Origin of the sequence: Streptomyces sp. G-G2 (genome assembly GCF_030063135.1) — a bacterium.
In the GTDB taxonomy this organism is placed as follows: Bacteria; Actinomycetota; Actinomycetes; order Streptomycetales; family Streptomycetaceae; genus Streptomyces.
The window spans coordinates 1-18,469 of sequence record NZ_JASISO010000021.1; the positions used below are offsets into that span (position 1 = coordinate 1).

General features: G+C 71.2%; 18 protein-coding genes, 1 tRNA gene and 3 pseudogenes. 13 read left to right on the forward strand and 9 right to left on the reverse strand.

The window, feature by feature from the left end; genetic code table 11:
* Window positions 1-122: 122 nt before the first annotated feature.
* The 3 genes and pseudogenes from QMF80_RS18030 to QMF80_RS18040 all read right to left on the reverse strand — a co-directional run.
* Window positions 123-305, reverse strand: a pseudogene (locus tag QMF80_RS18030) (SUMF1/EgtB/PvdO family nonheme iron enzyme); the annotation flags it as partial.
* A gap of 73 nt (window positions 306-378) precedes the next feature.
* Window positions 379-663 (reverse strand): annotated as a pseudogene (locus QMF80_RS18035) (sulfatase-like hydrolase/transferase); the annotation flags it as partial.
* A gap of 28 nt (window positions 664-691) precedes the next feature.
* On the reverse strand, window positions 692-1,060 hold the full coding sequence (locus tag QMF80_RS18040; RefSeq protein WP_283454484.1) for a hypothetical protein: 369 nt from the start codon (window positions 1,058-1,060) through the stop codon (window positions 692-694).
* 692 nt (window positions 1,061-1,752) lie between these two features.
* Between QMF80_RS18040 and QMF80_RS18045 the strand changes: the two genes are divergently transcribed.
* A complete protein-coding gene (locus QMF80_RS18045; protein WP_283454487.1) occupies window positions 1,753-3,387 on the forward strand; it encodes a glycoside hydrolase family 71 protein in 1,635 nt (544 codons plus the stop codon).
* A 219-nt stretch (window positions 3,388-3,606) separates the two neighbouring features.
* A complete protein-coding gene (locus QMF80_RS18050; RefSeq protein WP_283454489.1) occupies window positions 3,607-4,758 on the forward strand; it encodes an aminotransferase class V-fold PLP-dependent enzyme in 1,152 nt (383 codons plus the stop codon).
* Window positions 4,759-4,784: 26 nt separating this feature from the next.
* On the opposite strand, the gene cobF is transcribed toward QMF80_RS18050, so the two are convergent.
* Window positions 4,785-5,537, reverse strand: coding sequence for a precorrin-6A synthase (deacetylating) (gene cobF / locus QMF80_RS18055; protein WP_283454491.1), 753 nt, complete (start codon window positions 5,535-5,537; stop codon window positions 4,785-4,787).
* Window positions 5,538-5,570: 33 nt separating this feature from the next.
* On the opposite strand from cobF, the gene QMF80_RS18060 reads away from it, so the two are divergent.
* From QMF80_RS18060 to QMF80_RS18075, 4 genes are all read left to right on the forward strand, one after another.
* Entirely contained in the window at window positions 5,571-6,326 is a 756-nt protein-coding gene (locus tag QMF80_RS18060) for a (Fe-S)-binding protein (protein ID WP_283454493.1), read from the forward strand.
* Window positions 6,327-6,442: 116 nt separating this feature from the next.
* Window positions 6,443-7,957: a lactate utilization protein B gene (locus QMF80_RS18065; RefSeq protein WP_283454495.1), complete on the forward strand. Its 1,515-nt coding sequence runs from the start codon at window positions 6,443-6,445 to the stop codon at window positions 7,955-7,957.
* A complete protein-coding gene (locus QMF80_RS18070; RefSeq protein WP_283454497.1) occupies window positions 7,954-8,586 on the forward strand; it encodes a LutC/YkgG family protein in 633 nt (210 codons plus the stop codon). The genes QMF80_RS18065 and QMF80_RS18070 overlap by 4 nt, the downstream gene beginning before the upstream one ends.
* A gap of 5 nt (window positions 8,587-8,591) precedes the next feature.
* Window positions 8,592-8,984, forward strand: coding sequence for a VOC family protein (locus QMF80_RS18075; RefSeq protein ID WP_283454499.1), 393 nt, complete (start codon window positions 8,592-8,594; stop codon window positions 8,982-8,984).
* Window positions 8,985-8,990: 6 nt separating this feature from the next.
* Here QMF80_RS18075 and QMF80_RS18080 read toward each other — a convergent pair whose 3' ends face one another.
* Window positions 8,991-9,479 (reverse strand): DUF309 domain-containing protein, encoded by a 489-nt coding sequence (locus QMF80_RS18080; RefSeq protein ID WP_283454501.1) that lies wholly within the window; start codon window positions 9,477-9,479, stop codon window positions 8,991-8,993.
* Window positions 9,480-9,586: 107 nt separating this feature from the next.
* Here QMF80_RS18080 and QMF80_RS18085 point away from each other — a divergent pair.
* Window positions 9,587-9,660: transfer RNA gene (locus QMF80_RS18085), tRNA-Pro, on the forward strand.
* Between the two features lie 98 nt (window positions 9,661-9,758).
* Here QMF80_RS18085 and QMF80_RS18090 read toward each other — a convergent pair.
* Both QMF80_RS18090 and QMF80_RS18095 read right to left on the reverse strand, forming a co-directional pair.
* Window positions 9,759-10,997: a site-specific integrase gene (locus QMF80_RS18090; protein ID WP_283454503.1), complete on the reverse strand. Its 1,239-nt coding sequence runs from the start codon at window positions 10,995-10,997 to the stop codon at window positions 9,759-9,761.
* A 1-nt stretch (window position 10,998) separates the two neighbouring features.
* On the reverse strand, window positions 10,999-11,313 hold the full coding sequence (locus QMF80_RS18095; protein ID WP_283454505.1) for a helix-turn-helix domain-containing protein: 315 nt from the start codon (window positions 11,311-11,313) through the stop codon (window positions 10,999-11,001).
* A 798-nt stretch (window positions 11,314-12,111) separates the two neighbouring features.
* Here QMF80_RS18095 and QMF80_RS18100 point away from each other — a divergent pair.
* From QMF80_RS18100 to QMF80_RS18115, 4 genes are all read left to right on the forward strand, one after another.
* On the forward strand, window positions 12,112-12,333 hold the full coding sequence (locus QMF80_RS18100) for a hypothetical protein (protein ID WP_283454507.1): 222 nt from the start codon (window positions 12,112-12,114) through the stop codon (window positions 12,331-12,333).
* 181 nt (window positions 12,334-12,514) lie between these two features.
* Complete coding sequence (locus QMF80_RS18105) at window positions 12,515-12,904, forward strand: hypothetical protein (RefSeq protein WP_283454508.1); 390 nt, start codon at window positions 12,515-12,517, stop codon at window positions 12,902-12,904.
* Window positions 12,905-13,458: 554 nt separating this feature from the next.
* Window positions 13,459-14,238, forward strand: a complete 780-nt coding sequence (locus QMF80_RS18110; protein ID WP_283454510.1) for a transposase — start codon at window positions 13,459-13,461, stop codon at window positions 14,236-14,238.
* Window positions 14,239-14,277: 39 nt separating this feature from the next.
* Window positions 14,278-14,592 (forward strand): transposase, encoded by a 315-nt coding sequence (locus QMF80_RS18115; protein ID WP_283454512.1) that lies wholly within the window; start codon window positions 14,278-14,280, stop codon window positions 14,590-14,592.
* 8 nt (window positions 14,593-14,600) lie between these two features.
* Here the strand turns inward: QMF80_RS18115 and QMF80_RS18120 are convergent, their stop codons facing one another.
* Window positions 14,601-15,014 carry a HEAT repeat domain-containing protein gene (locus QMF80_RS18120; protein WP_283454514.1) on the reverse strand — a complete coding sequence of 138 codons (414 nt, stop codon included), beginning with the start codon at window positions 15,012-15,014 and terminating at the stop codon, window positions 14,601-14,603.
* Window positions 15,015-15,208: 194 nt separating this feature from the next.
* Here QMF80_RS18120 and QMF80_RS18125 point away from each other — a divergent pair, with 194 nt between their 5' ends.
* The gene (locus QMF80_RS18125) at window positions 15,209-16,744 is read left to right on the forward strand and encodes a hypothetical protein (protein WP_283454516.1); all 1,536 of its coding nucleotides are present in this window, start codon (window positions 15,209-15,211) and stop codon (window positions 16,742-16,744) included.
* A gap of 268 nt (window positions 16,745-17,012) precedes the next feature.
* Here the strand turns inward: QMF80_RS18125 and QMF80_RS18130 are convergent.
* Window positions 17,013-17,328: pseudogene (locus QMF80_RS18130) on the reverse strand (aquaporin); the annotation flags it as partial.
* An 88-nt stretch (window positions 17,329-17,416) separates the two neighbouring features.
* On the opposite strand from QMF80_RS18130, the gene QMF80_RS18135 reads away from it, so the two are divergent.
* Window positions 17,417-18,469 (forward strand): enoyl-CoA hydratase/isomerase family protein, encoded by a 1,053-nt coding sequence (locus QMF80_RS18135; protein WP_283454518.1) that lies wholly within the window; start codon window positions 17,417-17,419, stop codon window positions 18,467-18,469.

The window sequence follows — 18,469 nt, forward strand, 5'->3', positions numbered from 1 at the left end:
CTGTGCCGGATCCTCGCACTCACGGCGGCGATCTGGCACAACGACAAGACTGGGCAGCCGGTCAAGCGGTCACTGATCGCCTACGACCACTGACCGCAACGACACCCCTTGGACTCATTCATCTAGGGCAGGTTCAAAAGTCCCGCCCGGTCCGCCGGCCGCGGGTCCGCGGCCACCCGGAAGCCGATGTTCCCCGCCGAGCTGTCGGGGGTGTTGCGGGTACGGGCCGCGACCCGGTAGCGGTTGCAGTACGAGTCGTGGCACATGTGCGAACCGCCGCGCATCGCCCGCTCCGGGGCGTCCGGCGCGAAGCGGTCCCGTGCGGTAGCCCGCGCCGCTCAGGTACCGCTGCACGGTGGTGTGCTGGTCGAGACTGTAGGAGGCCGAGTTGTTGCGCACGCCGTGGTGGTGCGCGTGGCGGCCGGAGAAGACGGGGGACCGCGACGGTGCGCAGAGCGGGGTCGCGGAGTGCCCGTGGGTGAAGGTGACGCCCTGGCCGCCGAGCCAGTCGGTGGTCCGGGGGATCGCCCAGTCGGTGTGCTTGGGCTGGTCGTCGGTGACGATCAGCAGGATGCTGGGCCGGGCACCGGACGCGGTCCGGCCCGCCGCGGGGGTGGCCGCCCGCTCAATGCCCGGGGCGTTGCGGTCCCGTCGCAGTCCCATGGCGGCGTTGTGGCGGGGGGGATTGCGGTCAGAGACGGTGCACCCGCTCCTGCTCCAGCGCCAGCGGGTACCGTCCCGCCGCCAGGATCCGTAAGCCCGGCGCCCGCGCGAGCAGCATCCGCAGCCAGCTCAGGGCCTCGGGGGTCAGCCGGTCGGAACCGTCCAGGACGAGCAGCATGTCCCGCTCGGCGAGCCAGGACGCCGCGTTGGCGGACCCGTACGGCAGGTAGGGCATCCCCGGTACGGAGCCCAGCGCGGCCACCAGCTCGCGGACCCCGGAGGCGTAGTCCAGGGTGACGACGGCGACCCCGTCGCAGAAGTTGGACGTGAGCCGCCGGGCCATCTCCCGCACGAGCAGGCTGCGCGGCCCGCCGAACCCCCCGGTGACGGTCAGCACCCGCCCCCGCCGTACGGCGGTGAGCAGCCGGGACAGCTCGGCGGACGTCGCCGGTAAGGTCCCCGTACCCGTCCCTGCACCCGTGTCCGTTCCTGCTCCCGTGTCCGTCCCTGACCCCGTGCCCGTCCGCGTGCCCGTCCCCGTGCGTCTCGATGCGTGTTCGGGTTCCCCCATCGGCACGATGCCCCCCATTGCATGCGTGGCCAAGCGCGGCAAGAGGGTTGATTCGAGCCGCATGCCGTCGATTATCCGCCACTGGGGGCTTAAGGCCAGGGGAATTTCGGATTCCGTCGAAGCCTCCAGGAGGCCGGGTCCGCTCGGGGCCACGCGGGCCGGTGCGTAGGACCGGACGGCGCCAACCCGCCTGTGACGACCGCCTGTTCGGGCGCGTGTTCCCTTCATCCGGGGGAGAGCCGGACGCGAAGTCCGCGCCGTCCGCCGGCCGTCAGGACGCGTTCCCGGACAGGTGCCAGGGCGAGAGCCGGGGAAGTCGTTCGGCGTAGTCGCTGTGGTCCCCGTGACGTACGTGCCGGGGCCCTCACCCGGAGAACGGTTGTCCGGATGAAGGGAATCGGCTCTACTGCTGTGCAGCCCCCGCACGGGGCATATTCCGGGAAGGGATCCAGATGAGAGCGCAGCGCCGGAGACGACCCTTATCGCACCGACGCCGTGCGGGCTTCCGGGGCAGATCCGTGCTCGCCGTGCTCCTCTCGGCCTTCTTCCTGGTCGGCGTCTGCGCCGCGACCGGGATCGCCTGGGACCCCTTCTCGGTGAGTTCCCGCCACGACCGTTCGGCGCCCGAGATCGGCGCCCCCTGGTCCGTCGGTCCCGAGGGCCGCTCGGGGACCGGGTCCGGAGCCGGTGCGGCGGCCGACTCGGCGGCGCCGAACGGCAGTCCGGCCCCCGACGGCACCGCGAGCGACGCCGCCCCGCCCGGCCGGGGAGCGGGGGACACCGCCGGCCAGCGGTCCGCGGGCGCGCTGCCCTTCGACCTGCCCGCCGCCGCCGACCTGCGCTCGGGCCGCAAGCTGGTCTTCGCCCACTACTTCACCCCCTACCCGCTCTCCCTGGACAACGCCAGCGCGGACAGCGACTACTACACGCGCAACTACCTCGCCCCGAACGGGGAGAACGGCAAGCACGAGCGGTACGGCGGACTGCTGCGCGACCGGCCGCTGCCCGTCCAGCCCAAGGACGGCAACTGGCAGCTGGCCAACCTCCAACAGGAGGTGCGCACCGCCCGCGCGGCCGGGATCGACGGCTTCACCCTCGACCTGCTCTCCCTCTCCGGCGCGAACTGGGACCGCGCCAACCTGCTGATGGAGGCCGCCCGTTCGGTCGACCCGGCCTTCAAGGTCATGCTGATGCCGGACATGACCTCCCTCAGGACCGACGCCCCGGCCGTGCTCGCGGACGCGATCGCCGCGCTGGGCAGGGCCCCCGCCGCGCACCGCCTCTCCGACGGCCGCCTCGTCGTCTCGCCCTTCAAGGCGGAGGAGAAGAGCCCCGCCTGGTGGACCAAGGTCATGGACCGCCTCAAGGCGAAGCACGGCATCCGGACCGCCTTCGTCCCGCTCTTCCTCGACTTCGGCGCGAACGGCGCCCAGTTCGCCCCCATCAGCTACGGGTTCTCCGAGTGGGGCAGCCGCAGTTACGTCGGCCAGGACGGCTCCGCCAGTGACGTCCAGCGCACCCACGGCCAGGGCAAGATCTGGATGCAGCCGGTGTCGGTCCAGGACGCCCGCCCCAACCAGGGCGTCTACGACGAGGCGGGGAACACCGCCACCCTGCGGGCGACCTGGACGCACGCCATCGACGACGGCGCCGACTGGGTGCAGCTGACCACCTGGAACGACTACTCCGAGGGCAGCCAGTTCGCGCCCTCGCTGCACAACGGCCACGCCTATCTGGACCTCAGCTCCTACTACCTGGCGAAGTTCAAGACCGGCGCCTGGCCGAAGATCGTCCGGGACACCCTGTACCTGAGCTCGCGGACCCAGTTCGCGGCGGCGGACCCGACCGGGGCCCAGTCCCTGGTGATGTCCCTGCGCAAGGGCAGCGCCGCCCCCCGGGACACGGTGGAGGTGCTGAGCTTCCTGACCTCGCCCGCCACCGTCCGTACCACCGAGGGCACCGCGCACGACACCTACGACGCCGGGGCCGGGGTGCACTGCGAACTGCTGCCGCTGCGCACCGGCACCAGCTCGGCCCAGGTGGTGCGCGACGGGAAGGGCGGGGCGCAGGCGGAGCTGCCGTATCCGGTGGACCCCAAGGTCGAGGTGCAGGACCTCCAGTACTACGCGGCCACCAGCGGCCGGAAGCCCTAAAGGAGAGGGCTCCGGCTCCGGGGCGCCTCGTCGGGCGGGTCGCGCCGGACGGCCGGGTGGCGGAACTCGGCGCGGGCGGCGCCCTCCCGCAGGCCGTGCGGCCGTCCGCCGTGGCGTAATTGGCCCTTCCGGAGCACGCGGGCACCCCCGCATGATCCGGAAGGACAGCGCCGCCGTCCGGCGGACCCGCTTTACCGCGCCGCACACCCGGAGGTATCCGTGACCGAGCCCACCACCCCGTCCGCCTTCCCCGGCGGGGCCGGCCTCTTCCGCCTGGACCCGGACATCGCCCACCTCAACCACGGCTCCTTCGGGGCCGTGCCGATACCGGTCCAGGACGCCCACCAGGCACTGCGCGAGGAAGCGCACGCCGACCCCGACGCCTTCTTCGTCGAAGCCCCCGACCGGGTGGCCGCCGCCCGTACCCGGATCGCCGCCCACCTGGACCCGGACGCCGACCCCGAGACGATGGCCTTCGTCTCCAACGCCACCGAGGGCGCCAACCTCGCCCTGGGCGCCCTGCGGCTCGCCGAGGGCGAGGAGATCCTGGTCACCGACCACGGCTACGGCACCGTCGTCGAGGCCGCCGCCCGCCGCGCCCCGCTCACCACCGTCTCCCTCGACCCGGCGCTGCCCGACGAGGACGCCGTACGAAAGGCCGTACTGGCCGGGCTCACCCCGCGCACCAAGGTGGCCGTCCTCGACCACATCAGCTCGCCCACCGCCCGGGTCATCGCCTCGCCCGGGCTCCTCGCCGACCTCGCCGAGCGCGGGATCACCACCGTCGTGGACGGGGCGCACGCCCTCGGGATGCTTCCCGATCCGCTCGCCGGGCGGGCCGACTTCTGGTTCGGGAACCTGCACAAGTGGGGGTACGCGCCGCCCGGCAGCGCGGTGCTCGCCGTCGCCGACGCCGAGCACCGGGCCCGGATCCGGCCCCTCGTCCCCTCCTGGGAGCACCACCGGGGCTTCCCGCGCGCCGTGGAGGGCCGCGCCACCGTCGACTACACGGGCTGGCTCGCCGCCCCCGAGGGCCTGGACCTGCTGGCCCGGCTCGACGCCGCCACGGTGCGCGCCCACAACAGCGCGCTGGCCGCCTATGGGGCGGCCCTGCTCGCCAAGCTGCCCGGACTGGTCCCGCTGCCCCACACCGAGGGCCTGGCCATGCGGGCCCTGCGGCTTCCGCCGGGCATCGCGGAGACCCAGGACGGCGCCCGGGCCCTGCGGGAGGAGATCGCGGCGCGGCTGCGCATCCGGGTCCTGGTCTGGCCCTGGCCGGGCGGCGGCGGCATCCGGGTCTGCGGTCAGATCTACAACCGGCCGCAGGAGTACGAACGCCTGGCGGCGGGGCTCGCCGCGCTGCTGGGCTGAGCAGCGCCGTCGCGGTCCGGCCCGGCTCAGTTCCGGCGCAGCAGGTACGTGTCCATGATCCAGCCCTTGCGGGTCCGGGCCTCGGTGCGCAGCTCCTCGATCCGCGCGGCCACCTCGGCCAGCTTCCCCGAGACCAGGATCTCGTCCTCGGTGCCCACGTAGGCGCCCCAGTAGATGAAGAGGTCCTGGTCGAGGTGGTGGGTGAAGGCGTGCCGGGCGTCCAGCATCACCACCACGTCGTCCACGTCCTCGGGCCAGCCCTCGGCGAGGCGCCGCCCGGTGGTGATCTGGACGGGACGGCCGACCCGGTTCAGGTTGGTGCGGTGCCGCGCCAGCAGCGCGGACACGCTGCTGATCCCGGGTACCACCTCGTGCTCGAAGGCCACCCGGCCCCGCTCCAGCACCTCGTCGAGGATCGCCAGTGTGGAGTCGTACAGGGAGGGGTCGCCCCACACCAGGAACGCGCCGGTCTCCCCGTCCGCGAGGTCCTCGGCGATGAACCGCTCGAACAGCTCGGCCCGCGCGCTGCGCCAGCCGTCCACCGTCGGGGTGTAGTCGGCGGGGGTCCGGTCCCGGTCCGGGTCGCGGCCCTCCACCAGCCGGTGCCCCGGGCGTGCGTGCGCGTCGAGCATGGCCCGCCGTAGCCCGGTCAGGTCCGCCTTCTCCTCGCCCTTCTCCAGGATGAGGAACGCGTGCGCGGCGCCGATCGCCTTCACCGCCTGGAGGGTCAGGTGGTCCGGGTCGCCCGCGCCTATGCCGATCACTGAGAACTTTTTCACCGGGCCATTCTGCACCCGGCTATGGTGCGGGTCATGCGGGTCGCCCTGTTCGTCACCTGCGTCAACGACGCGCTGTACCCCTCGACGGGGATCGCCGTCGTGCGGCTGCTGGAGCGGCTGGGGGTCGAAGTCGACTTCCCCGCCGGGCAGAGCTGCTGCGGTCAGCCCCAGTACAACACCGGATACCGGTACGAGACCGAGCCACTGCTGCGCCGTACGGCCGGGGCCTTCGCCGGGTACGACCACGTGGTCACCCCCTCCGGTTCCTGCGCCGCGATGCTCCGGGAGCACTACCCGAGGATCGGGCGACGGGCGGCGGCGGAGGGCCGGAGCACGGAGCTGGCCGACCTGGCCGCCGGTCTGGCGCCCCGGGTGTACGAGCTGACCGAGTTCCTGGTGGACGTCCTCGGGGTGACCGACGTCGGCGCGTACTTCCCGTACCGGGTCACCTACCACCCCTCCTGCCACGGGCTGCGCTCCCTCGGCCTCGGCGACCGGCCGCGCCGCCTGCTGGCCGCCGTCAAGGGCCTCGAACTGATCGAACTCCCCGGCGCCGAGGAGTGCTGCGGCTTCGGTGGGACCTTCGCCCTCAAGAACCCCGAGGTGTCGGCCGCGATGGGCGCCGACAAGATCCGCCACGCCACCGGCACCGGCGCCCAGGTGCTGTGCGGGGCCGACAACTCCTGCCTGGCCCACCTCGACGGAACCCTGCGACGGGCCGGGAATCCGCTGCGCGCCCTGCACCTCGCCGAGATCCTGGCCGCGACCGAGGAGGACCCCGCGCGATGACCGGCACAGAAGGGAGGGGAGGCACGGAACCTGCGGGACGCACGGCACCTGCGGGACGCACAGCACCTCCGGGACGCACAGCACCTCCGGGAGGCACGGAACCCACGGACCTGGGCATGCCCGCCTTCCCGCAGCATCCGCCGCGCCCGCAGCATCCGGCGCAGCCGTCGGCCCCCGGGGATTTCCCGCCGTTCCGGGCCGCCGCGCGGGAGGCCGTACGGGACACGACCCTGGGGGCCAACCTCCGCCGCGCCACCCACACCATCCGCGACAAACGCGCCCGCGCCGTCGCCGAACTCGCCGACTGGGACCGGCTGCGCGCCGCCGGAAAAGCGGTCAAGGACCACACTCTGCGCCATCTCGATCGCTACCTGCTCCAGTTGGAGGCGGCGGTCACCGCTGCGGGCGGCGCGGTCCACTGGGCGGCTGACGCCGCCGAGGCCAACCGGATCGTCACCGGCCTCGTGCTGGCCACCGGAGAGCGCGAGGTGGTCAAGGTCAAGTCCATGGCCACCCAGGAGATCGGCCTCAACGAGGCACTGGAGGCCGCCGGGATCGCCGCCTACGAGACCGACCTCGCCGAACTCATCGTGCAGCTCGGCCACGACCGGCCCTCCCACATCCTGGTCCCCGCCATCCACCGCAACCGGGGCGAGATCCGCGACATCTTCGCGTCGGAGATGGGCCGTTGGGGCCGACCCGCGCCCGACGGCCTCGGCGACGACCCCCGCGAACTCGCCGAGGCGGCGCGGCTGCACCTGCGCGAGAAGTTCCTGCGCGCCAAGGTCGCCGTCTCCGGAGCCAACTTCATGGTCGCCGAGACGGGCACGATGGTCGTCCTCGAATCCGAGGGCAACGGGCGGATGTGCCTCACCCTCCCCGAGACCCTGATCTCGGTCGTGGGCATCGAGAAGGTCGTCCCCACCTTCCGTGACCTGGAGATCTTCCTCCAGACCCTGCCCCGGTCCTCCACCGCCGAACGGATGAACCCCTACACCACGATGTGGACCGGCACCACCGAAGGCGACGGGCCCCGCGCCTTCCACCTGGTCCTCCTCGACAACGGCCGCACCGACACCCTCGCCGACGAGGTCGGCCGCCAGGCCCTGCGCTGCATCCGCTGCTCCGCCTGCCTCAACGTCTGCCCGGTGTACGAGCGCGCGGGCGGCCACGCCTACGGCTCCGTCTACCCGGGCCCGATCGGCGCCATCCTCAGCCCCCAACTCCGGGGCACAGCCAGCGGGATCGACGCCTCCCTGCCCTTCGCCTCCACCCTGTGCGGGGCCTGCTACGAGGTCTGCCCGGTCGCCATCGACATCCCCGAGGTCCTGGTCCACCTGCGCGAACGCGTGGTCCAGGGCGGCCCGGTCACCCGCGAGGGCGTCCGGGTACGGATCCGGCCCGCCCGGGGCCACGCCGCCGAGCGCGCCGCGATGCGCGCCGCCCGGCTGCTGCTGGAGCGCCCGGGCGCGCTGCGCGCGGGGGAGCGGCTCCTGGCCCGCGCCCGCAGGCTGCGTCCAGACCGGCTGCCGGGGCCCGGCCGGGCCTGGACCGACACGCGCGAGCTGCCCGACCTCCCGGCGGAGCCGTTCCGCGACTGGTGGGCCCGGGAGCGGGGAGGCCGTACATGAGCGGCAGGGAACGCGTACTGGCCCGGATCCGCCGCGCGACGGCGGGCTCGGGGCCGGCGGCCGAGGTCCCCCGGGACTACCTCCGCGTCCACGGCGCCCGTACCCCCGAGGAGTCGGCGGACCTGCTCGCCGCCCACCTCGCCGAGTACCGGGCCACGGTGCACCGGGTCGCCGGGGACTGCCTCGCGCCGCTGCTGGCCCGGCTCCTGCGCGAGCGGGGCGCGCGGACGGTCCTCGTACCCGACGGGCTGCCCGCGCACTGGCTCGCGGCGGCGGACCCCGCCCGGGTGCCCGACCGAGCGGCCGCCACCCCGTACGAACTGGACGCGGTGGACAGCGTGGTGACCGGCTGCGCCCTCGCGATCGCCGAGACCGGCACGATCGTCCTCGACGGCGGACCCGGCCAGGGACGGCGCCGGATCACCCTCGTCCCCGACCACCACATCTGCGTGGTCCGGGTACCGGACCAGGTGGTGGACTCGGTCCCGCACGCCCTGCCGCTGCTGGACCCGACCCGCCCGCTGACCTGGATCTCCGGCCCCTCGGCGACCAGCGACATCGAGCTCGACCGGGTGGAGGGCGTACACGGCCCCCGCGCCCTGGAGGTCGTACTCCTCACCGCACAATAGGAAGCATGTCAGCGCACATCGCCCTCACCGCACTCCTGGTCCACGACTACGACGAGGCCATCGACTTCTACACCCGCGCCCTCGGCTTCGACCTGACCGAGGACGCCGAGCGCCCCGACGGGTCCCGCTGGGTCGTGGTCCGCCCGCCCGGCGCCCGGGAATCCGCCCTCCTGCTGGCCCGCGCCAAGGACGACGCCCAGCGCTCGCGCGTCGGGGACCAGACGGGCGGCCGGGTCGGGTTCTTCCTGTACACCGACGACTTCGCCCGCGACCACGGCCGGATGACCGCCGAGGGAGTCCGCTTCCTGGAGGAGCCGCGCCACGAGGCGTACGGTTCCGTCGCCGTCTTCCAGGACCTCTACGGCAACCGCTGGGACCTGCTCCAGCCCGCGTCCTGACAGCTCTTAGGACGCGGAACCGCCACCGCGCAGCCGGGGCGCCTCGCGCGCCGCGTCGACCACCGCCCCGTCCGCGACCCGGTGGGCCAGCTCTCCGGCCCACCGGACCAGGCCCGGTACGTCCATCCCGTGCGCCCCCGGCACCTCCGCGAGGGAGGCCGCGCCCCGGCGGAGCAGCCGCGCCCCGCCCACCGTGTTCCCCCGCGCCGCGTGGGTGAGCCCCACGGCGAGCTGTGCCAGCCCCCGCCACAGCGGAGCCTCGGCCTCCGGCCCCGACTTCCAGGCGTCCTCGAACACCTCGTGCGCGTGGAACGGCATCCCCGCGTCCAGCAGCCGCTGCGCCTCGCGCACCGTCCCGCCGGGAGTCCGCCGCACCCCCTCGGGTTGCCGCTCGACGCCCGCCGCCCCGTAGGGCAGGGGTCGCCCCAGCCCGTCGCGCGGACGCGCACTGCGCGCCCGCCCCGCATCGTCCCGGTCTCTCGCTTCCGCTGCCACACCCCCATCCTCGCCCCACCCCGTCACGGATGCGTACGCACCCCTCGGCGTGGGGTAATGTTTCCCATGCAACGCCGCCCGGGGGAAACCCCAGGTGACAGAGGCACCGGGACGTGGCGCAGCTTGGTAGCGCACTTGACTGGGGGTCAAGGGGTCGCAGGTTCAAATCCTGTCGTCCCGACTCGAAAGAGTCGAGGTCAGGGGCCGTTTTGGAGCAATCCAAAACGGCCCCTTGATCGTTTTTGGGGACCAGTTGGGGACCAGGACGGTCAGTGCGGGTCAGATCGCGGCGACGGCCGTGACTGGCAGCGAACGAGGTGCACGGAGCGCCATGAGGTGCGCAGACAGCGCGGCACCAGCTGCGGTGATCTGGCCGGCGTCGGGGTGCAGGTAGCGCTGAGTGGTAGTCAGCGAGCCGTGCCCGGCGATCTTGCGTAGGACGTGAAGCGGCACGCCGGCGTCGGCGAACCAGGTCAGTCCGGTGTGCCGCAGGTCGTGTCGTCGTAGGTGTTCGAAGCCGAGTTCCGTGACGACGTCGTCCCAGTGAGTGGCGTCGCGCAGGACGGCGGTGGAGATGCGACCGCCACGCGGTCCGAAGAAGATTCCGGGCATCGGGGTCATTGCCGACGGCCAGCAGCCGCTGGGCGACCATCGGCCGTACTTCTTCGATGAGGGGTACCTTGCGGGCGCGCTTTCCCTTGGTGGCTTTGTCGACGAGCCCGCCTTGGGCGGGGGTGGTCTGCCGTCGTACGGTCCAGATCCAGTTGTCGGTGTCGATGTCTCCTTGACGCGGACTCCGGATACCTCACCGATGCGGGCTGCTGTGGATGCGGCGAAGGCGACGACGTCACCCCAGCCCTGGTATTGGCCGTATGAGCGAGCGACCAGGGCTTTGGCGAGGGCCTGGAGGGTCTCCCAGTCCGGCAGGGCCAGCGCACGCGGATCGTTCAGTTCGTCCTCGACCTGCTGGTACTGGCGCTGCCAGCCGCTGACCCAGGCAGGGTTGACCTTGATGAGACCGTCGCGAACGGCCTGCTCCATGACGCGAACGAGGACGGCGATGGTGTTCTTCACGGTGGAGCGGCTGAGCTCGTCTGCGATCCACCGGTAGACGGTGCGGTCCACGGCGCCGTTGGTGATCATCCGAACCGGCAGGTGCCCGAGGGAGGGCACTACGCGCAGACGCCAACCGGCCATGTAGGGGTCGAGCGCCTTGAGTTCCAGCCCTCGAAGCGCGAGGTCCATGTTCGCGGTGCCGTAGTCGGCCAGCGGCATGGTGGCAAGCGACGGGTTGATGCCGGCCTGGGCGGCCTCGACCAGGGCCGAGATCCACTCCTGAGCTTCGTCCTCGGTCTCCTTGGCTTCGGAGACGGACTTGCGGGACTTGGTCTCGGGGTCCCGCCAGCGCACGCGTGCCCGGTAGGGCGAAGGGCGATTGGGCCGGTACTCGACATCAGCGGTGAGACGGACCCCGATCGGAACGGCTTCGACAGCGGCGGTGGGGGGCGCTATCGCCATGTCATGCCGCCTGTTCGGGATCGACACGGCGACTGCGCAGCCAGTGCTCGACGTCAATCGCGCTGTAGAGGGTGACGCGATCGGACACAGGGACGAACGGCGGCCCTTGTAGGGGTCGGGACGTGCGCCAGCGACGTAGCGTAGAGGGATCGACGTTCAAGATGCGCGCGAGCTCGTCGGTCGTGCGCCATTGGCCGGTGACCAGAGCCGGGGAAACGTTTCGTCCGCTCTTTGCGGATTCCTGGGATGACATGGGGTCCTTGCGATGGCGCAGAGCGCCGATCGGGCGAGTCGGTGCAAGAAGCAGGTCGGTCACGCTCCCCTGGGCGGAGGAATGGTGGGACGATGACCATAGGGGGAACGTTTGAAAAGTCCAGCGAAAAGCCACCGAGTTCGCACACGGAGAACAACTCCTCCGGCGGTGCGGTCGGCTTAGGGCCCATCCGAGGCGTCGGTTGCTCTCGAGGGTCCGCCGCTCACCGAGCGGTCACTGCGCCCAACCGGGACGATTTCGCCCTGCGGGGGACGGCGCGGGGCGCCCCGTTTGGTATGTGGCGCGGTGGTTGGCTTGGTCCAAAGAGTTCTGGGGGCCGCGGCGCTCCCGTAGCAGGGCGGCGCTAGGGAATATGAGATCGAAGCTGTGTCATCGGACGGCAGATGCCTTTCGGCTAGGGGGCAGGGAAGCAGCGGTGGAGTTTCGATCATCTACGCGATCCCCGGTTTCGGAAACCGGGGAATCCCAGCTATATTCCGCCGTGCATCAGCTGGCAAGGCGGCTGAATTGACCAACCGTCAGGCATGGCGTCGGCCGCAGGAGCATTGGGTGCTGTGGCTCAGGTCCCGGTAGTTCGCTACCTGGGGTCACGAGCACCGCTTGAGGTCGAGCTCCGGGGAGCAAGGGCGCGCGGTCGTTCCGTGGCTGGGGCCCGGAGTGATGGTCGTCGGTGGAGGGCCTCAGAACTGGGGCTCTGCCGACGGCGCGCTTGCGAGCGGCTGCAAGTCGTTGCCAGCCCAGAAACAACCAGCCTGGCCCTGCTGGCCAGGGCCAGAGCACTATCACCGCTGATAGCGGCCTGGCCCTACCCGCAGGGCCGGACCTGGGAGACTAGGGATCATGACCGACCGTCGACCGCTCTCGCTGCCCGCCTTCTCCGAGCCCGCTTCCGACGCTCCCGTACCCGCCCAGGCGGGTGGGCGCCGGCTGATGCCGGTCGAGCAGGGCGCCGACTTCCGCCAGCCGCCCGGCGAGACCGAGCCCGAGCCCGCACCCGCCCCGGCCCGACGTCCGCTCGCCCCCGGCGGCCTCACCTTCTCAGACCCGGACCGCCATATCTGAGCGCTACCACCACGGGTTGCGCCACGTCCAGGACCAGCTCACCACCTAGCCCCACCGCCCGGTGTGCCAGTGCCTCCACCTGGACAGTAGTCGTAGCCGGCCCGGCTCCCGCCTCGGATATCGTGTTCCTCTACGGGGTGCCATAACGGATGTGACGCCCCCCACCGGAGGTAGTCAGCGTATGAGTTCAAAGCGCAGCAAGAATCCAGCCCTGCCCGTACTTGACGACGCCTTCCGACTCGCTTCGGTCAAGGACGCCGAAGAGTCCACCCGTGACTTGGCCGCGCGGCTGGCCACCACCGAGCTGCGCCGCGTTTCCCACCCGGGCCGGGTCACCTGGGAGCCCACCGATCAGGCCGAGCCCGTACCGGCCCCGCCGACTGTGGTCGACGGTGACGGGGACCTGTGGCTGCGGGACCGGGGCACTGGCACCTGGACCATGCCCGAGTTCAACCCGAAGGATTTCCCGGCCCGCTGTGGCGAGGTTCTGACGTGGAACCAGCTTGCCCGCGAGTTCGGCCCGCTGACCGCACTGGCCGACGACCGCCGCATCGGCGGCGGCCGGCGCTGACCGCGCAGCCTTCTGGGATGACCGCGCCCCTGAAGCGCCCGTTACGGGTAGCTGGGAGCTCCAGCTCACCGCCGAGCTCGACGATGGCGGCGAGCAGGTGAGCGTGGTGGTGGCGTGCGACGGCCTCGAGCAGGGTGGTGCGGGCCTGGCGCCACCCGATGTCCTCGGTGCGGCCGGCGTCGGTGGACCAGCCGGGTAGCGGTCGGCCTTTAGTTGCCGTGGTGAGCGCGCGGCCCAGCTCGCCGATCGACTGCTGCCAGTCGGCCAACTGCCCGAGCAGGCCGCGCACCAGCTCGTCGACGGCGGCCGCCGGGCCGGCGCCGAAGGCCCGCGCTTCGGCAGCGGCCTCGGCGAGGACGTCTTCGTCCAGGTCCTCGAGGGCCTCACGCCACGGAGCGGCCGCAGCGTCGAAAGCGGCCGGGGCGGCGTGCAGCTCGGCGTCGAGAGCGGCGGGCGCCCCGGCGAACGGCTGTGCCGCCGCATGCACCTCGTCGCCGGACGCGCTCGACTGCTGGAGCTCCTGGAGCCTGCGCCGGTGCAAACGAGCCCCGCGAGTGCTCGGCGTCGACGAGTTCGCCTTCCGTAGGGGTCGGACCTACGGAACCATCCTCGTCGACGTGGAGGCCGGTCGAGTGGTGGATGTTCTGCCCGACCGGACCTCCGAGACCTTCGCCACCTGGCTGCGCGAGCATCCAGGCGCCGAGATCATCTGTCGCGACCGGGCCTCGGCCTACACCCGTGCGATCAAGGAAACGGCGCCTGACGCTGTGGAAGTCGCCGACCGCTGGCACCTGCTCCAAAACCTTGCCGCCGCAGTGGAGAAGACCTGCCACCAGCACCGCGCCTGCCTGCGCAAACGTGTCGACGAGGTGACCAACCGTATCCCGGAGGCGCCGCCTCTGATGCGGCTCCCGCTCCACGAACTACCGCGAACGCCGATCATCGACCGGACCCGGCACCGCCACGCTGATGTGCAGAAGCTCGTCGCCGCAGGCTGGACCATCAGCGCCATCGCCCGCCGTCTCCATCTCGACCGCAAGACCGTCCGGCGCTTTCGGGACACCGGCCTCGACCAGCTCCTGGCCTCAGCAAACGAACGCCAGCCGGCCGGAGTGCTGGAACCGTTCAAGCCGTACCTGAACACCCGCTTCACCGAAAGCCTCGGCCAGGTCAGCGGCAGCCGCCTCTTCCTGGAGATCTGCGAGCGCGGCTACCGAGGCAGCCGCCAAGTCGTACGCAGACACCTCACCGCTCTCCGCGCCGGCCACGCCGAACCCATCCGCGCCGACATACCCAGCCCCCGCAAGATCACCAGCTGGATCATGCGACCGTAAGACACCCTTCCACCCGATCTCGAACGCAGTCTCCTCGACGTGCGGATCGCCTGCCCGGACATCGCCCGCGCTTGCGACCTCGCCCGAGCCTTCGCTGAGCTCCTCCGACACCGGCGCGGGTTCCTGCTGACCGAGTGGATTCGCCAGGCCGAGCTGGACGCCCCGAAGCCAGTGAGCGGCTTCGTCGGCTTCCTCCGACAAGACCTCCATGCCGTCACCGCCGGACTCACCCTCCACTGGAGCTCAGACATCGTTGAAGGCCACGTCAACCGCGTGACAACACTCAAGCGAGCCATGTACGGCCGGGCATCCTTCACGCTCCTCCGGACCCGGATCCTCACTCAGGGTAAGTAGCGATCAGGTCACCGCAGCGGTTCGAGAATCCTGCGGGCCTCCTCGCTCACGGCTCTGTCTTCATCGGATGTCAACGCCGAGCACAGCACTGCGAGCCGTTCCCAGTCCTCCTCGGACTGACCGCAGACATTGAGGATCGCAGCATCAAGGTGATCGCCGGCATCGTCATCCGCGCTGGCGAGCGCGGTCAGCACCATGCGCAGACCGAGCACGTCCCCGCGTTCGAGCAGAGCCTCCGCCGTCTCCTGAGTGACGAACGTGTCGCGATCATCCAGCAACAGCCGGTGCAGGACCTCGGCTACCTCGGGAACCTCCGCGACGGCCGCCAGACTCCGGCCTGAGGCCGCTCTAACAGACCATGACGCCGAAGTGGCCTCCTGAAGGAATGGGGTCAGCTCGTCATGAGACTCGGAACGGGTCATGCCCCTCTCAGGGCCCCTTCTTGATTTCATGACCAATCGGGTGATGTCGGAAGGGATGAATGCCTGAATGAGGGGCCGCGGGTTATAACGTTTGATGCGTCATTAGGCGGTGTTAAACGTGTCGGGCCGATGCCGAGCTGAGACGGCCACTCCCGCTCGTCGAGGGCCGCGGAATCGCCGAGGAAGGCCAATACATGAAGGCACACGTCAAGATGCGCCAGGGGAATAGCAGAGCGGGGCATCCCTCACTGTCACGGACTCTCCTGACGGTGGGGTTGTCGATGGTCACCGCGACCGCGCTCGGAGTGGGCAGCGCCGAGTCGGCGTCTGCCGTGTCGGGACCCCATCAGCCGATCGCCTGTCCTTCGAGCCAGTCCTTGAACAACTACGCCACCGCCGACAACGTCTCGGCCGCCTTCACGAACAGCGGGAACACCACCAGCTACAAGTTCGACTCCCTCAAGAACGAGAACCCGGTCGGCGGGGTTCCAGGCCTGATTGACTACTGTGTCTACCCGGGAAACACCCAGCCCACCAATGTCACAGCGCAGGCAGCGGGGGCCAACGGCGCGGCGTGGATCGGTGCCACGAACCCCGATCATTTCGCGTTCTCGCGCCCGGACAGCGACCCGAGCAACATCCCGCTGGACGGAACCTCCACCACGATGGGCACCGCCACGTTTAGCGGCGCGGCTCCGACCAGCCAGAGCATCCTGCTCCACATCAACGACGCTGATGTGTGCCAGTCCCTCTACGACGGCAACATGCCGGGAAAGCCCGGCCACCACGACGGTAACATGCCGGGAAAGCCCGGCCACCACGACGGCAACAAGCCGGAAAAGCCCGGCCACCACGACGGCAACAAGCCGGGAAAGCACAACAAGAACAAGACGTGCTTCGTCAAGCCCACTCCTCCCTCAACCGCCTGCGACTTCGGCGGTCGGGCCCCCGGCACTGTCTACAGCGCCATCCCCACGAACTTCCCTGCCTGCGATCCCGCACCCAGTGAGGCTTTCGAGGCGCAGCAGGTGAGCGAGTTCGGCGACGAAGTCGGACTCAGTTCGACGGGGAACCTCAGATCGCTGACGGTCGACTTCCAGAGCTTCGGGTGCGGCACAAGCGGGCACTGGTACTCGGGCGACTGCGTGACGACCCCCGGAGCGACGTTCACTCACCCGATCACGGCGAACATCTACGCCGTGGACAACAGCAACCCGGTTCCGAAACCGGGTGCGCTCCTCGCCACGGTCACCCAGAACCAGACCATCCCCTACCGGCCCACAGCCAGCCCGGGATGTACCGGAGCCGACGCGGGCAAGTGGCTCAACCCCGCCAACAACAGGTGCGTGAATTCCATCCCGCAGCTGCTCACATTCAACTTCCCAGCCGGGACCGCCCTGCCCAGCCAGGTCATCTGGACAGTCGCGTTCAACACAACGCACTACGGCTACAACCCCATCGGCGAGAACACGACCTGCTTCCAGGCCACCACGACCAACCCGAATGCCCCTGGGTGCCCCTACGACTCGCTCAACGTCGGGACGAAGACCTATCCCGGGGCGCCTTACGTCGGAACTGACATCGACCCGAACGGGGCCTTCCTCAACTCCTCCTCGACCGGGGCTTACTGCGACGGTGGAGCGGGTGGCACCGGTACCCTCCGGCTGGACACGGCACCGACAGACTGCTGGGCCGACTTCAAGCCGCTCGGAGAAATCCGCATCGCATGACCGGGGAAACCGTGTGCTCCTGAACCCGGCGACTCATTCGCGGTGACATCTGCGCCTTGAGCGGAGAATGCACCGTGAATACCGGTCTGGCCCGTCACACCTTCGCGGTGACGGGCCAGACTGCTGTCGCGGGTCGGCCTGCCCACTGAGGAGCACGCGCAAGTCGCCGGGATGACGCCGAGCTGGACGGCGCCACCCTTGGCACGGTGCGGCCCGGGGATCACCCGTGCTTTCCTGCCCGGGCGTTGATGATGTCCGTGAGCCCTTGCAGCTCGCGGGCGTTGACGCCCGCGCCGCCGCGGCGGGCGGTCCACCACTCGGCCAGCGTCACGCCGGGTTGAAGTGGGCACCGGAGACCGGTCCGAGGAGGGCGATGAGGACGCCGAGGCCGAAAACGGTCGCGGTCGAGTTCGCGAGCAGCTGCAACGCGACGTCGTCGGTCAGCTTCGTGGCCTGGATCCCGGAGCCGACCACGACCGCGACGAGGGGGTGCCGACCAGCTCGGCGGCCGCACGGGCGACCAGCGGGTAGTCAGGCCGCAGTACGGTACTCCGCGCCCGCCCCGGTCCGCGGGTTCGGCACAATGGCGGTGGCGGCGGGAAGCCGGAGACGACGTGCGGCGCGCCGCCCCGGCACGGTCCGTCGGCCGTCCGCACCAGGGAAGGAACACTGATGAGCGCCGAGGACGACACGGTCCTGCTGACCACCGAGGGCCCGCTGGGCCGGATCACCCTCAACCGCCCCCGGGCCCTGAACTCCCTCACCCGGCCCATGGTGCTGCGGATCGCGGCGGCCCTGACCGCCTGGGAGCACGACCCGGCGATCTTCCAGGTCCTGCTGGACGGCGCGGGGGAGCGGGGGCTCTGCGCGGGCGGCGACATCCGCGCCATCCACGACGACGTCCGTGCGGGCGGTTCCGCCTCCGAGGCGTTCTGGCGCGACGAATACCGGCTCAACGCCAGGATCGCGGGCTACCCCAAGCCCTACGTCGCCCTGATGGACGGCATCGTGATGGGCGGCGGGGTCGGGGTGTCGGCCCACGGCAGCGTCCGGATCGTCACCGAACGCTCCCGCGTCGCCATGCCCGAGACCGGCATCGGCTTCGTCCCCGATGTCGGCGGCACCCACCTGCTCGGGCGGGCCCCGGGCGAGCTGGGCACCCACCTCGCCCTCACCGGCGCCGCCGTGGGGGCGGCCGACGCGCTGCTGTGCGGGCTCGCCGACCACTTCGTCCCCGCCGACCGGCTCGACGCGCTGGCCGCCGCCCTCGCGACCGCGCCCGTGGCCGACGTACTGCCCCGGTACACCGCGCCGGCTCCGGAGGGCGAACTGGCGGGGCGGCGCGAGTGGATCGACCGCTGCTACGCCGCCGACACGGTCGAGGCGATCGTGGAGCGGCTGTCCGGCCACGGCGACCCGGCGGCCAAGGAGGCCGCCGAGACCATCCTGGCCAAGTCGCCGACCGCCCTCAAGGTGACGCTGGCCGCCGTCCGCCGGGCCCGCGTCCTCGGCTCCCTGGAGCGGGTGCTGGCGCAGGAGTTCCGGGTCTCCTGCGCCATGCTGACCGCGCCCGACCTGGTGGAGGGCATCCGCGCCCAGGTGGTCGACAAGGACCGCAGACCCCGCTGGTCCCCGGCCGCGCTGGAGCTGGTCGCGGACGCGGAGGTCGAGCGCTACTTCGCCCCGCTCGCCGCGGACCGCGAACTGCGCCTGGGCCCCGGCTGA

Coding starts and splice junctions, on each gene's coding strand:
- QMF80_RS18120 (WP_283454514.1), bottom strand. CDS start 15,014: ATGACCCGTTCCGAGTCTCATGACGAGCTGACCCCATTCCTTCAGGAG.
- QMF80_RS18060 (WP_283454493.1), top strand. CDS start 5,571: ATGCGGGTCGCCCTGTTCGTCACCTGCGTCAACGACGCGCTGTACCCC.
- QMF80_RS18135 (WP_283454518.1), top strand. CDS start 17,417: ATGAGCGCCGAGGACGACACGGTCCTGCTGACCACCGAGGGCCCGCTG.
- QMF80_RS18090 (WP_283454503.1), bottom strand. CDS start 10,997: ATGGCGATAGCGCCCCCCACCGCCGCTGTCGAAGCCGTTCCGATCGGG.
- QMF80_RS18070 (WP_283454497.1), top strand. CDS start 7,954: ATGAGCGGCAGGGAACGCGTACTGGCCCGGATCCGCCGCGCGACGGCG.
- QMF80_RS18075 (WP_283454499.1), top strand. CDS start 8,592: ATGTCAGCGCACATCGCCCTCACCGCACTCCTGGTCCACGACTACGAC.
- QMF80_RS18065 (WP_283454495.1), top strand. CDS start 6,443: ATGCCCGCCTTCCCGCAGCATCCGCCGCGCCCGCAGCATCCGGCGCAG.
- QMF80_RS18100 (WP_283454507.1), top strand. CDS start 12,112: ATGACCGACCGTCGACCGCTCTCGCTGCCCGCCTTCTCCGAGCCCGCT.
- QMF80_RS18125 (WP_283454516.1), top strand. CDS start 15,209: ATGAAGGCACACGTCAAGATGCGCCAGGGGAATAGCAGAGCGGGGCAT.
- QMF80_RS18105 (WP_283454508.1), top strand. CDS start 12,515: ATGAGTTCAAAGCGCAGCAAGAATCCAGCCCTGCCCGTACTTGACGAC.